This is a genomic window from Bacillus sp. EB V-12 (assembly GCF_056158125.1).
In genome coordinates this window covers 36,481-50,892 of record NZ_JBUXJL010000002.1, presented here as the reverse complement: position 1 = coordinate 50,892, position 14,412 = coordinate 36,481, and the positions used below count along the sequence as shown (strand labels likewise).

Below are 14,412 nucleotides of genomic sequence, written 5' to 3'. Positions count from 1 at the left end.
AATTTCAATCCTAAAACCACTAGATTTCTCTTTTACTTTTCTATTTCTTTCTAAAAAATAACGCTATATTTATGTTTAGACTGTCGTTTTAAAGCTATATTCCATCTCTCCAGCTAGTGCTGCTGGGGTATCATCCGTTTTTCTGAAATCATGTGTGTATATCAATTCAAACGAACCAAAATCTACTTGTTTATAAAATTCATAGCAAGGGAAACCATCATGTACACCTTCAATATTCACAGTACCACTTTCATTAGCTCGTATAGTCAAAAAATAATCAGCTGCAGGTGCTGCTGCGTTTAAAGGATTACTTGCACTTGCTCTCATTTCAAATGAAACTTCATCTTCACTCCATACAATATTTGTACATACAATGTTTTCTGTACTTGTTTCTCCCTTTTGATACTCAATTGAGCCATCTGAATTTGTAATCTTCACGGTGACGATACAAGCATCTGCATATGTGAAAATTTCTCTTTTATAAAAATCAATATTCACTTCTTGTTCTAACCTTGAACGCTTTGTGTTCACAGCTTGTGGTGTAAACTCACGTGCATCTCCAGCATATTCAAACACTCTTCCTGTTGTAGGGTTCTTAATAGGTTCCAGCGATGCATACGGTGCAAATACACTCCCTCTAATTTTCACGATATTAACCATGTGAAACCTCCATTGATTCTATATTATATAAATCATTATTTGTTCTACCGACATAATATAGTCAATTTGATTGACTATATTATGTATAGTACAATAGGTATTACATATAGTCAACTTAATTGACTACAAGTGCGGAGGTTATATATATGGATCAAACATTTAACGAGTTAGATCTTACATCGCTTTTATCATTATCATTTAGCACATTAATTACTGAGCTACATGACAAATTAAGTGAATTAGGATTTGAGGATATTAGGCCAGCACATGGTTTTATGTTCAAACGCATCCTTCCTAATGGGGCAACTGGTATAGAGCTAGCTGAGTATTTGGGGATTTCCAAACAAGCTGTAAGTAAAATGGTGGATTCTCTTGAGAGTAATGGCTACGTTACACGCAAAACACATCCTACTGATAAAAGAGGTAAAATCATCGTTTTAACCGAACGTGGTTTGTCAGTAATGAAAGCAAAAGAAGAAATAGTAGCTGAAATAGAGCAGCGCTGGATTGAAAACATAGGTACAGAACGAATGCAAATGCTAAAAGAAGATTTAACAACATTCGTTACTAAAGAAAATACAGAGAAATTATCATCAAATATACGACCTGTCTGGTAAACAAAAACGAATCCATTTTAATTCATCTTCTTCAAAATGGATTCGTTTTTCTATAGCTGTATTAAAAATCATGAATTTCTTTACATTTTATTCTACTGAATATATTTTTTACGCGGTATATAATTCCATAACTCTCTTCACAACCAACTCCGCTGTATTCTCCTCCGATGGCATCAATAAATTCGTAACCGGTCCATACACAACAGGGTTTAATTCCACTTCATACCCACCATATGAGAATTCTTCCTTCGTTGGTAAGTAACCAATATATCCATTCGTATATCCACCAAAGAAAGCTAATTCATTTTGAAGATTCTCTTTCACTTCTAATGCCGTTTCCGAAAAAGGTTCCATCGGTACACCTGAAAACATACCATCATTAACTTGAAACAGTTGCACTTCTAAATTGATACTTAATTGCCGAATACCTTGCTTATATTTCTCTAAAACGATAGTAAGCCATTCATCCGTATTCACACCCCACTGCTCTTCAGCTAACTGGGCCATGCTTCGTATCTCATCAATTTCAGGAATATCCTTCAACTTCATTTGCATCGTACTCGAAACTGTTCTTACATTTACAATCGGGCTATAAATAACTGTTGGAAGCATCGTTAATATATGTCCACTAAGTATGTGAGCCATTTGTTTTAATGCTTTCCTTGAACCTCGATACTTCGCATTCACATTACCAGCAGCACCTTGAACAATCATAACAGGACAATTTACGGTCTTCTCAAGAATCTCTCTTGTCATCCCCGGATAGTCTGCTGATAATACATCACTATCACCTTTTAAAACATTCGGATGCGCCGTACAAAATACTACAATCCCAGAGAACTCCTTCGTTTCAGCATCTCTTATTGCTAACATGCCAATTCGTTTATCTACAACACCACCTATATTTGTGCCCATCTTTGCTCTTCCATCAGATGTTCGCTCTCTTCGGTTGACCCCAATATCACCTGTCGTAACACCCCAGCCTACTTCGCATCGCTTCAAGTTTTTATTCGCAGTAACAGCACCGTGTACTACATTATTTACTAAAATCGTTTTATACGACTGTACGAGCGGATTATCACCGACCGTTTCTGGACCAGAGTGGGTATGTGTATAAACAACTGTTATTTGCTCAAATGGAACATGAAGTTCTCTTGCTACTCGCTCACGAATCATATTCGTATCTTCTATTAACATTCCAATATTATCAATGCTTATAAACACAGTTTTCATTTCATCTTTTTCAAATACAAAAACCGTTCCATAAATACGTTCTTCAATATTATTTATTCCTGTCTCTCTATGGTATCCGACAAAATCAATACCTATAGGCGGCGTAATATCCACCTTACCTACCCCTACTTTGCCCATTTGAACCTCTCCATTTCTCTATGTAACTCCCTTTTTTCAAGAATAACATATTTAACTTAGTTCCAAATAAAAAGAACGGACACAGTATCCTATGTCCGTTCTTCCCCTCACACATACTTCCGATGCACCATCTTCCCATCATAAGAAAACACAACGCCCTTACTCTCCACAATAGACTCCATATGCACCGTTCTTCCCCATAGCTGATGAAGATATGGTAATACCTTTTCTAAGTATTTTAAATCGAGCTCGATTCCTTCGTAACTATGTTTAATGTATAATTCTCCGTTCTTTAAGTAGTCTCCATCTTCTACTACTAAGTACGGGAACCCACCATTTGTCCGCATATTTACAAGTTGATCACGCACATTTTCCCATTCTTTATCTATTACTTTATATTCTTTTCCTTGGCGCTGGAATAAGTACATATCTTCTCGCATAACAAGATCTTTATTTAAGTAGTTTCTTAGGAACGATACGTCCCATTCAATTTCGCGTACTTCAAACATTTTGTCACGGCCAGATCCTGGTTTTACGCCTCGTCGCTTCATTTCTTCTGTTGGATTGTTGTACCGTTCTTCAATATCTTCAAAGATTTTAATACCTAGGTAGTATGGATTAATACTTGTTTTTGATGGCTGTACAACACCTGCATTTAATTTCGCAAATTCAATAGCTTCATCAGAGGTTAAGTCCATTTCACGAAGTATGCGTTGATGCCAGTAGGATGCCCAGCCTTCGTTCATGATTTTCGTTTCAAGCTGTGGCCAAAAATATAACATTTCTTCGCGCATCATCGTTAATATATCACGCTGCCAATCTTCTAACTCACGGCTATATTCTTCAATAAAGAGCAGTAAATCTTTCTCTGGTTGTGGTGGAATTTTCTTCTTTTTACGCACATTAGAACGTTCCTGCTTTTTATTGCGATTATCTAAATTCCATAAATCATCGTATTGCGACACCTTTTTCTTTTCTACTTCTTCATCTTCTAAATCATCAATACTCCATGCGAGCTTCGGACGCATAAGCGACGGATCAATATGCTCTTGAATGGCAAGTACGGCATCTAAAAATGTTTCTACCTCTGCCTTTCCGTACTTATGCTCATACGCTTTCACACGGTCCGCTGTTGCCGCCATACTCTCTACCATATCTCGCTTCGTATTTGAAAAACGAATATTATTTTTGAAGAAATCACAGTGTGCTAAAACGTGCGCTACAATTAATTTGTTTTGAATTAAAGAGTTCGTATCTAATAAAAAGGCGTAACATGGATCAGAGTTAATAACGAGTTCGTATATTTTACTAAGTCCTAAATCGTATTGTAATTTCATTCTGAAAAATTGTTTTCCAAAACTCCAATGTGAAAACCTTGTCGGCATCCCATATGCACCAAATGTATAAATAATTTCCGCTGGACATATTTCATAACGCATCGGATAAAAATCAAGCCCAAATCCAGTCGCAATTTCCGTAATTTCCGCAATCGCATATTGCAGTGCTTTATCGTCACTTGCTCTCATTATTTTCCCTCCTTACACTTTCCCTTAAGAAAGTGTATGATGAAGAACAAGCTTTCATGAGGATTGATTGCATAATAAAAAGACACCCCCGCAAAAACGAGAATGTCTCATCTATTAACCTTCAATAATCTCCATCTTCTCCGTAATCGGAGTACGAGCTTTTCCTTCTGGTGCTTTATCGAAATAGCCGATATGAAGAATTCCAACGATACGTTGGCCTCTTGTTAAACCGATTCCTTCTATAAATAATGGATTGTAGTTTAATCCGCCTGATTTCCAAACACAACCTAATCCACGTTCCCAAGCAAGAAGTTGGAAGTTTTGCATAAATGCACATGTTGCAGCGTAATCTTCGTCACGCTGAATTTGACGTGGATCTTCATTCATATATACAACGATTTGTGCAGGTGTGCTTAAAAAACGATCTGATAAAATTTTACCGCGTTTCGCTCTTTCTTCTTCTGTGAAAGAGTTTAATACTGCGTCTACTAATTTCTTGCGGCCTTCTCCGATGTATAGTTTACAATTCCATGGTTCACGGTGCTTATGATTAGGTGCCCATGTTGCGTCGTTTAATAGTTCAATTAATAAATCTTTTTCTACTGCTTTATCTGTAAATGTACGTACAGAACGTCTTTCTTTAATCACATTTGCGATGGAAGTATATGTAGTCATATTTATCTCTCCCTTATTTTTATCTATATGTATAAGTTTATCGTTAGTATTGATATTGATTTTCAATTTCGATTATACCTTAGTTTTTTACTATTAATCAATGTTTTATGTTGGAAAACTTCTAAAAACGTCATTTCATGCTGTGAATAAAAAAACTTAGCTTGTTCACAAGTATTTCACATTTTATGGAAATGATATGTGTACAGTTTTCTACATTATCCATCTAGGAGGAGTTTACATGTACAAAAAAATCGCTGTTTGTATGACTATGGCAGCATTATTATGCGGGATATCCACCTTCCCTATATCCGCTGCCACGCCAAAAGAAGTAACACTGCATCACCATAACCCAATTTCAGAAGAAGAAATGCAATCGCTAGAAAAACTCGGCTATAACAAACATGAAATTTGGAAAGCTGCTCATATTGCAAGAATTAGTAATAAAGAAATAAAAGATGTTTTAGCTTACTATAAGCAAAATAAATCTTGGGAGAAAACAGCCGAGCATTTCGGTATAGATCCAAGTAAGCTGAAAAAGCATCATATGAATAAAGAAACAAAGCAAGCACTGCTACAACAGTTAGCAACTATGCAAAAATCCACACCGGATCAGCTAAAGCAAAAAATGAAAGAATATAACATCAAATTGCGTCATCTTACTGTGTTAACAATCATCTCTCAAAAAAGCAATACTCCTCTTGATGATGTATTAAAGATGAAAAAAGATGGAATGGACATTAAACAAATTGCCGAAAAATTAAATGTAAAAAGAGAAGATATACGAGCGGAAATGATGAAATTAGTGAAGTCTATTAAAGAACAAAAAACAAATTAAAATGCTAAAAAGGAAGAGCCATTCACCACTCTTCCTTTTCTTTATGAACTTTCAATTTTTAAGTATAAATTCCCGTATTTCCCAAAAACTAACACAAGTAAATGATATATGTTAGGGGTGAGAAAATGTTCGGTTTATCATCTAAAAAATCAAAAAAGACTAATACAAAAACACTTTGTTCTATCCCAGAATTTATAAAAACCATGAAAGAATCAAGCGATTTTGTCTCTTATAACATACTTAAAGATGAAACGTTGTGCTTGTTTTATTATAAATCTGTCGTGGAAGCACTTATTATTAAACAATTTATTTTAACTCCTATAAAAAAAGAATCGGAACAAATCCAAAACATCTCTGATTTATGTAATATCATCTCTATTGAAGACATTATTACCTCCCCTTCTATTGATGATATTCGTGAAAAATTATTAGGTGGATATATTTTAATACGCTTAAAAAACAATTCGAATCCTGATCAATATGCTTTAATTCGTGCCGAAAGTACTGTTTTAGGAAAACGATTATATAACGATACAGAAAATGAGTATAGTGTAATCGGGCCTAAAATCGGTTTCGTTGAAAATCTTGATACAAATATCCACTTATTACGCCGAAATATCGTAACGGAGCAACTCATTTTTAAAGAAGTTACCGTCGGATCTATATCAAAAACGAAAGTAGCAGTTGCTTATATAGAAGGAATTACAAATGAACAATTTGTCAACACCGCAATTCAACGGCTAGAAGACATTGACTTTGATGTCCCATTTGATTCAACTATGATTGAGCAATTTATTAGTGATAATAGCAATTCACCTTTTCCTGTTCTATTACCTACAGAACGATTAGATCGAGCTGTATTTGCATTAATTAATGGGGAAGTTTTAATCTTAACAGATGGCTCTCCATATGCTTTATCAGGACCAACAACGTTACTGGATTTTTTCATTTCACCAGAAGATTATTATTTACCGTGGATGATTGGATCGTTCTTTCGTATTATTCGTTTTTTCGGAGCTATATTTTCTCTTTTTTCCTCCGCTATTTATACAGCGGCTTTAACATATCATTATCAAATGATCCCTGCCGATTTACTAGGTCCTATTATTTTCTCGAGAGCTAACGTACCTTTTCCTCCTATTCTAGAAGCACTCTTTTTAGAAATTACAATTGAATTGCTCCGTGAAGCTGGAGCGCGTTTACCGACAAAAGTCGGACAAACAATCGGAATTGTTGGGGGGATTGTAATTGGCCAAGCATCCGTGGAGGCAGCTTTGACAAGTACAATTTTATTAATTGCAGTTGCTTTATCTGCTCTTGCATCTTTCACAACACCAACAGTAAAGATGTCTTCTACTATCCGGTTGTTACGCTTTCCGCTTATTCTTTTAGCCGGTGCATTCGGAGGATTAGGCCTCGCTGTCGGATTTGTATTTATTTTAGCTCATTTAATTAAATTAAAATCGCTTGGATCACCTTATTTGTTACCTTTATATCCATTTCGTGGTTTAGGTACAGCAGAAGGTTTTCTTCGATTACCATTTAGTCAAACGGCACAAAGACCTTCTTTTCTTAGACCAAAATCAAAATGGCGCTACAATCCAAACAAATCGAAGCAAAAACGTGATGGTGAGAATGAATGAAGAAAATTTTATTGCACCTTATTATCATTATCTTCTTCATTTTACAAACTGGCTGTACACAAACGTATATAGTAGATACGCAGCGTATTATTCATGTCGCTGGATTTGACATCACAAAAAACAAAAGATTCCAAGGAACTATTCTCTTCCCAGAGTACACACATGGTGTAAAGTCTAAACCAGAAACTCAATCAACATCTGCCCGTTCACTTGAGACAATCGCTTCACGATTAAATGCAAAATCACCTCACAATGTCGTTGTAGGTCAAATGCGTGTCGTCCTATTTGGAAAGGCTCTAGGAGAACGCGGAATGGGAGAGATTATTACTAACTTACAACGTGACCCAAATATCGGGCGCGATGTACAACTAGCAATTGTAGATGGATCAGCTGAGGAACTTTTAAATTACGGAAAAAAAAATGGATCTTTATACATTGCTGATTTACTTGAACAAAATATCCGAAATGAGAACATTCCACAAACCGCATTAGACATTTTTTTATATAATTACTACTCTTCTGTATGTGATGCCTATGTCCCTTATCTTAAAATGGACGATAATCATTCCGTCGCTGTCAAAGGACTTGCTTTTTTAAAAGGCGATAAAGTCGTTATGTATACGGATAAAAGACATTCTGTTTTAGCAAAATTACTTATTAACCCTACGAAAAATGGACGTTACGAAGCAGCGATAACAAAGGATAAACATAAAGGTATGGTTGTTATACAAAACTTAGCTGGGGAAAATAAGTATGATATAGATCAAACTGGCGACATACCAAAAGTAAAAATCCATTTAAAATTAAATGGATTAATTAAAAACTCTCCAAATTGGATTGATCTAAGAAAAAAAACAAATATCAACTATATAAAAAAACAAATTGAACGAAATGTTGAAAAAGACTGTGAAGATTTAATAAAACAATTTCAAGAAAAGAAAATTGATCCTTTAGGAATACGAGATGAAATTAGAAGCCATACGAGAAAATGGAATATAAAACAAATTCGAAATATGTATCAAAATGTAGCGGTGGATATAAATTTAGATCTTAATATTGTACAATCTGGAATCGGGGAATAGTGAGGTGAAATGAGCAATGAATACAATGAATAAAACAAAAACTGTCTCTCCATATTTTGCATTTATTTTATTGCATTCTCTCCAAATCGGAATAGGAATTCTCGGATATCAACGTGTAATTTTGAAAAATGCAGGTTATGATGCTTGGATTTCTCTTATTATTGCAGGTATTGCAACTCATATTGTACTGTTTTGTATGTTAAAAATGCTTGAAAAAGACGGAGATTTAATTAGCATTCATACAACAACCTTTGGAAAATGGATTGGCTCTATATTTTCTGTAATTTTCACTCTCTATTGCTTATTATTTTGCCTTACTGTTCTTCGTACATATATGGAAGTAATACAAGTTTGGATCTTTCCTACCATTAAGTTATGGAAACTTACCCTAATGTTTTTATTGGTCACTTACTACATTATAAAAGGTGGCTTCCGTTCTGTGACAGGGATATGTTTTTGGGGTATTGTTCTTCCTATGTTCGTTGTATTCTTTTTAGTCTATCCGATGAAGTATGCACATTTTCGTAATATTTTACCTATTTTTACGCATTCCCCTTTCGACATACTTGTGTCAGCAAAACAATCTGCATTAGAATTTCTCGGATTTGAAACAATTCTTATCTTCTATCCCTTTATTGAAAAAGGAAAATCTTTAAAAAGATGGGCTCACGCAGGGATTGTTTTTAGCACTCTAATTTATGTAGTTTTAGCTATTGTATCATTTATGTATTATAGTGAAGGACAATTGAATCACACTATTTGGCCTACTTTAACGATGTTAAAAATAATTAAAGTTCCTTTTATTCAACGGTTCGAATATATTATTATTTTTGTTTGGTTTTTAATAATTTTGCCGAATCTTTGTTTAACTATTTGGTCATCATGTCAAACGATGAAGCGTTCCTTTCATATTTCATTTAAATTTACACTACCATTTTTTATTTTCATCGTTTTTACAGCTTCTTTATTTTTTAAAAATCGGGAAAGTATCAACGCATTAAATACTGTACTATCTCAAGCGGGATTGTATATTGTATACGCTTATATCCCAATTTTATTTCTAGTTCATTCGCTAAGGTGGCGCTTCAAAAATCAGTCAAAAAAATCTTCAACCGATACACCGTAATCTCTGATACAATTTGATTAATACATTTGTAAAGGGGACAAGCGAATGAAAAAGTATGTATTTTCTTTACTTGCAGTACTAAGCTTAATTCTTGCTGGATGCGGAAGTACTGGTACAAATGACCAAAAATCTTCTGAATCAAAAAAAGAAGAACATGACCACGCATCGCACACTCAGCAAGCTGACATTCAAGAGAAAACAAAAGGAGTCGACACACTTCCGACCTTCCTAGATAAGCTTGATCCACAAATGAAAGATATCTACACCGTGGCTGGACAAAATGTAGAGCTATTAGATTGGATTCCATGCTATTGTGGTTGCGGCGAAAGTGTAGGACATAAAAATAATAAAAACTGCTTTATCCGTGAAATTAAAAAGAATGGTGAAGTTGTTTGGGATTCCCACGCAACGACTTGCGTCAATTGCCTAGAAATCGCAGTTGAATCTGCTTCCATGAAACAAAAAGGAAAATCAACGCTAGAAATTCGTAACTATATCGATAATAAATATAAAGAAGGCTATGGCAAACCAACACCTACGCCAATGCCAAAAGCTTAAAAAACGAGGAAACTCCTCGTTTTTTCTTTTCATTCACTTTTTTTCTTAACAAATTCTTTCAAGTGTATTTCTCCTTACTTATCACACACTATATATAACTCTCGGTAAGGAGGGTACACAGTGCAAACATATAACGACTATGATAAAGCTCTCTATTACACGTATTGCTGTAATTGGGATAAATTACTCGTTCTCATGGTTCAAACGAACGATCAATTATTTTCTAAGCGTATTGAGCATTTTTTACACGCTTATCAATACAGCAAGGAACTACCAGAAGTTGATAAACAATTGCAGCTCCTATTTCAATATATTGATCATGCATCCCAAAAGTCGCATGTAGAAGAAGTAGAACAAATTCAAATGTAAACTATAGCGCTATTCTCTTTAGGAGGGTAGCGCTTTTATTAATATTAATAAAAGTTCCCTCTTATAAAACTTTTATTGATAAACATATTTTTTCTTTCTTTTCCATACCACTTCATACTATAATTTAGTATGTAACTATTATAAGAGAGGTATAAAATATGGGACGAGAAAAAAAGCAAGAATATGCTTTACTTACCGCATGGGGAGCTTCTTTTATCGCTACACTAGGAAGTCTTTATTTTTCCGAAATCATGAAATTTGAGCCTTGTGTTCTTTGTTGGTATCAACGTATTTTTATGTATCCATTCGTTTTATGGCTCGGTATCGCTGTAGCAAAGAAAGACTATCGCATCGCAACTTATTCTTTACCTATCGCAACTATTGGTGCTTGTATTTCTTTATATCACTATGCAATTCAAAAAGTCGCAGCATTTTCAGCCGCTGGGGCAGCTTGTGGACGTGTACCATGTACGGGAGAATACATAAACTGGTTCGGCTTTGTGACAATCCCGTTTTTAGCACTTATCGGCTTTATTACAATCGCTGTTTGTAGCTTTATTGTCATCAAAAACAAATAAGGAGATGAAAGAATGAAAAAAATGCTTATATTTGGTGGTATTATTATCGCCTTGTTTGCGGCAATTTTCGCTGTAACACAAATGGAAGAAAAAAACGCTTCAACTAGCCAAAAAATTGATAATGCTACTGGTAGTCAAACAGATGGCCCTGACTACTACACAAATAAAATTTCTCTTTCAGATCTTCAAAAGAACTTAAAAGAGAAAAAAGAAGAAACAGTATACTTTTATCAAACATCTTGCGTTCATTGCCAAAAATTATCTCCTGTCGTAGTGCCAATGGCTAAAGACTTGAACGTTGATATGAAAGTTATGGATATTGAAAAATTAGATGTTCCTTGGGATGAATATAAAATTCAAGGTACACCAACAATCATTCATTTTAAAGATGGCAAAGAAGTGAGCCGTATTAGCGGTGAACAGCCGAAAGACAAATTAAAAGAATGGCTTGAGCAAACGAAAAAGTAACGAGAAAAGGAAACTCCTTCTACACATGAAATGGGCGTAAAATCCCACACTAATGTATAAGGAGGGGGTTTTATGCCAGAAGTAAGATGTTCTGTTTCCAACTGTTCTTTTTGGGGACAAGGTAACTTTTGTCAAGCAAGTGCGATCATCGTTCAGCCTGATGCAGATGAAACTGGTCAAACTGAAAATGATTCATATACAGCTGCTGTTTTAACAAACGAAACGCTAGAAAGTTCTGTAGCAACGAGTGTAGAGACTTGTTGTCATACATTTAAGCCTAGATATTAACAATTATTCCACCTCATATACGTGAGGTGGTTTTTTCTTTCTCTCTTCTTGTTTACGTCATCTCTAATTCTCCCTATAATAAAGTTAACATTTTTATGAATACGAAGGTGGAATACTATGGCTAAAACAATTGCAGATATCGCCAAATTGGCTGGAGTTGCAAAAAGCACAGTCTCTCGTTACTTAAACGGCGGATATGTAAGTGATAAAACAAAACTTAAAATCGAAGGTATTATTCAGGAAACAAATTTCTCTCCCAATACATTTGCTCAAAGTTTAAAAGCAAAAACAACAAATTTAATTGGTGTCATCATCCCCCGATTAGACTCCTTCGCTACAATGAAAACACTTATCGGGATCGATAAAACATTACAGGAAAATAACTATCAAATGCTTGTAGCAAATGCAAATCAAACAACCGGAACTGAAATACAAGCAATTGAAAACTTTATAAAACAAAAGGTAGCTGGCATTATTTTATTAACAAAAACATTAACGAATGAACATCAAAAAATTATGGCTAATTCAAACATCCCTATTTTATTCGTCGGGCAAGAATATAAAGATCAATATTGCCTCGTTCACGATGATTATGATGCAGCTTATGAGTTAGGGGCATACGTTTTATCGCAAGGCCATCGACATATTGCCTATTTAGGGATAGAAAAAGATGATATTTCTGTTGGAATAAATCGAAAAAATGGTTTTCAAAAAGCAATTGAAAATTTAGAACCGACTTGCAACGTTTCATATTACGAAACAACTTTCCGCATAGAAGATGCCATGAAACAAGTACAACATATTTTAGATAATAATCGCCCAACTCTTATCGTATGTGCTACAGATAACATCGCTCTTGGCGCAATGAAAGTCATTCACTCCCACTCTCTTTCTGTACCAGGTGATATTTCTGTAACAGGATTCGGTGGATATGATATTTCAGAAATGGTACACCCTAGTTTAACGACAATTGCGTTTGACTATGAGTATGCTGGAAAGCTTGCTGCCACTTCTCTTTCACAGCTTGTTGAAAACAAAACTATACCAAAAATATTACACTCTCGTTATACATTAAAAATCCAAGAAAGCGTTGACAAAATATAAAGGCGCTCTATAATAAAATTAAAACCGGTTCCACATTTTAAAAACAGGATTTTCAACATCATTTCCCTGTTTTTTATTTTAACTTTTTGCGGAACCGGTTCCACAAAAGGGAATTTATAGTAAGGGGGAATTTTTATGGATATGAAACAAATTGCAACTCAAGTAATACAGAATATTGGTGGAAAGGAAAACATTGTTCGTGCCACACATTGCGCGACTCGCCTTCGTCTTATATTAAAGGATGATACGAAAATAAACGCTGCAGAAATCGAAAACATCGATGGAGTAAAAGGTGCTTTTGCAACGACCGAGCAATATCAAATTATTTTTGGAACTGGCATAGTAAACAAAGTATATGATGAATTCTCAAAACTAATTGGAATAGCCGAACTAGATTCTACAACATCAAACGATATACCTAAGAAAAAAATGAATCCTATCGCCCGCCTAGCAAAGACACTATCTAATATTTTTGTTCCAATTATTCCAGCTATCGTCGCAAGCGGTTTACTTATGGGTCTACTCGGAATGTTGAAAGCGTTTAAATTAGTTCCTGGAGATCACTCACTTATCCAATTACTTGATATGTTCTCAAGTGCAGCTTTCATCATTTTACCTATTTTAATTGGAGTTAGTGCCGCTAAAGAATTTGGTGGAAACATTTTCTTAGGTGCAGTTGTTGGTGGTATATTAACTCACCCAAACTTAACAAATCCTTGGACTCTTTCAAATGCAAAACCCACTGTTTTACATTTCCTTGGTATGGATATTGATATGATTGGCTATCAAGGTACTGTTTTACCTATTTTATTATGTGTATATGTTATGAGTACAATTGAAAAAGAACTTCGAAAACGTGTTCCGAACTCTTTAGATTTATTAGTTACACCATTCTTAACAATTATTATAACTGGCTTTTTATCACTTATTATTATCGGACCAATTGGATATAAAATCGGTGACGGCATTACGTACCTTTTAAATACAATTTATCAATTTGCAGGACCAGTAGCTGGACTTATATTCGGTGGATTGTATTCAACAATCGTTCTTACTGGCTTACATCATAGCTTCCACGCTATTGAAGCGGGCTTACTCGCAAATAAAGATATCGGTGTCAATTTCTTACTCCCTATTTGGTCAATGGCGAACGTTGCACAGGGCGGTGCTACTTTAGCTGTCTATTTCAAAACAAAAAACAAAAAAACGAAAGAAATTGCAATTCCAGCAGCAGCTTCAGCATTTTTAGGAATTACAGAACCAGCTATCTTTGGTGTCAATTTAAAACTTGGTAAACCATTTATTGCAGCAGCTATTGGCGGCGCAATTGGAGGCGCTTACGTTGTTTGGATGCAAGTAGCGGCTAATGCATATGGTTTAACAGGTATTCCGATGCTTACAATTGTTGCACCTCTTGGCATGATGAACATGATTCACTATATAATTGGTTTCGCTATTGCAGTTATCACTGCTTTTGTTGCCACATTCATTTTATATAAAGAAAGTAAATAA

General features: G+C 34.9%; 16 protein-coding genes. 12 read left to right on the top strand and 4 right to left on the bottom strand.

What is annotated here, in order from left to right; all coding sequences use genetic code 11:
* Positions 1-75 precede the first annotated feature (75 nt).
* Entirely contained in the window at positions 76-660 is a 585-nt protein-coding gene (locus ACZDYH_RS06800) for a DUF3238 domain-containing protein (protein ID WP_102956470.1), read from the bottom strand.
* Between the two features lie 146 nt (positions 661-806).
* Between ACZDYH_RS06800 and ACZDYH_RS06795 the strand changes: the two genes are divergently transcribed.
* Positions 807-1,277, top strand: a complete 471-nt coding sequence (locus ACZDYH_RS06795; protein ID WP_065224725.1) for a MarR family winged helix-turn-helix transcriptional regulator — start codon at positions 807-809, stop codon at positions 1,275-1,277.
* Positions 1,278-1,385: 108 nt separating this feature from the next.
* Here ACZDYH_RS06795 and ACZDYH_RS06790 read toward each other — a convergent pair whose 3' ends face one another.
* The 3 genes from ACZDYH_RS06790 to ACZDYH_RS06780 form a co-directional block, all read right to left on the bottom strand.
* Positions 1,386-2,648: a neutral/alkaline non-lysosomal ceramidase N-terminal domain-containing protein gene (locus ACZDYH_RS06790; protein ID WP_069604138.1), complete on the bottom strand. Its 1,263-nt coding sequence runs from the start codon at positions 2,646-2,648 to the stop codon at positions 1,386-1,388.
* 107 nt (positions 2,649-2,755) lie between these two features.
* Complete coding sequence (gene spoVR / locus ACZDYH_RS06785) at positions 2,756-4,174, bottom strand: stage V sporulation protein SpoVR (RefSeq protein WP_001202693.1); 1,419 nt, start codon at positions 4,172-4,174, stop codon at positions 2,756-2,758.
* A gap of 114 nt (positions 4,175-4,288) precedes the next feature.
* Positions 4,289-4,849 carry a nitroreductase family protein gene (locus tag ACZDYH_RS06780; RefSeq protein WP_000214821.1) on the bottom strand — a complete coding sequence of 187 codons (561 nt, stop codon included), beginning with the start codon at positions 4,847-4,849 and terminating at the stop codon, positions 4,289-4,291.
* Positions 4,850-5,087: 238 nt separating this feature from the next.
* Here ACZDYH_RS06780 and ACZDYH_RS06775 point away from each other — a divergent pair, with 238 nt between their 5' ends.
* From ACZDYH_RS06775 to ACZDYH_RS06725, 11 genes are all read left to right on the top strand, one after another.
* Positions 5,088-5,684, top strand: a complete 597-nt coding sequence (locus tag ACZDYH_RS06775) for a hypothetical protein (RefSeq protein ID WP_000276964.1) — start codon at positions 5,088-5,090, stop codon at positions 5,682-5,684.
* A gap of 125 nt (positions 5,685-5,809) precedes the next feature.
* Positions 5,810-7,327, top strand: a complete 1,518-nt coding sequence (locus ACZDYH_RS06770; protein WP_434713522.1) for a spore germination protein — start codon at positions 5,810-5,812, stop codon at positions 7,325-7,327.
* On the top strand, positions 7,324-8,409 hold the full coding sequence (locus tag ACZDYH_RS06765) for a Ger(x)C family spore germination protein (protein ID WP_000722252.1): 1,086 nt from the start codon (positions 7,324-7,326) through the stop codon (positions 8,407-8,409). Before ACZDYH_RS06770 ends, ACZDYH_RS06765 begins: the two co-directional genes overlap by 4 nt.
* 16 nt (positions 8,410-8,425) lie before the next feature.
* Positions 8,426-9,535, top strand: coding sequence for a GerAB/ArcD/ProY family transporter (locus tag ACZDYH_RS06760; protein ID WP_001095034.1), 1,110 nt, complete (start codon positions 8,426-8,428; stop codon positions 9,533-9,535).
* A 45-nt stretch (positions 9,536-9,580) separates the two neighbouring features.
* Positions 9,581-10,093 (top strand): PCYCGC domain-containing protein, encoded by a 513-nt coding sequence (locus ACZDYH_RS06755; RefSeq protein ID WP_000761027.1) that lies wholly within the window; start codon positions 9,581-9,583, stop codon positions 10,091-10,093.
* A gap of 120 nt (positions 10,094-10,213) precedes the next feature.
* Positions 10,214-10,462: a YhdB family protein gene (locus tag ACZDYH_RS06750; RefSeq protein WP_001195459.1), complete on the top strand. Its 249-nt coding sequence runs from the start codon at positions 10,214-10,216 to the stop codon at positions 10,460-10,462.
* A 158-nt stretch (positions 10,463-10,620) separates the two neighbouring features.
* Positions 10,621-11,040: a disulfide formation protein C gene (locus ACZDYH_RS06745; protein WP_000532267.1), complete on the top strand. Its 420-nt coding sequence runs from the start codon at positions 10,621-10,623 to the stop codon at positions 11,038-11,040.
* A 12-nt stretch (positions 11,041-11,052) separates the two neighbouring features.
* Positions 11,053-11,508, top strand: coding sequence for a thioredoxin family protein (locus ACZDYH_RS06740; RefSeq protein WP_000738436.1), 456 nt, complete (start codon positions 11,053-11,055; stop codon positions 11,506-11,508).
* Between the two features lie 72 nt (positions 11,509-11,580).
* Positions 11,581-11,796, top strand: coding sequence for a DUF1540 domain-containing protein (locus tag ACZDYH_RS06735; protein WP_001115482.1), 216 nt, complete (start codon positions 11,581-11,583; stop codon positions 11,794-11,796).
* A 117-nt stretch (positions 11,797-11,913) separates the two neighbouring features.
* On the top strand, positions 11,914-12,900 hold the full coding sequence (locus ACZDYH_RS06730) for a LacI family DNA-binding transcriptional regulator (protein WP_001140402.1): 987 nt from the start codon (positions 11,914-11,916) through the stop codon (positions 12,898-12,900).
* A 135-nt stretch (positions 12,901-13,035) separates the two neighbouring features.
* On the top strand, positions 13,036-14,412 hold the full coding sequence (locus ACZDYH_RS06725; RefSeq protein WP_000367318.1) for a sucrose-specific PTS transporter subunit IIBC: 1,377 nt from the start codon (positions 13,036-13,038) through the stop codon (positions 14,410-14,412).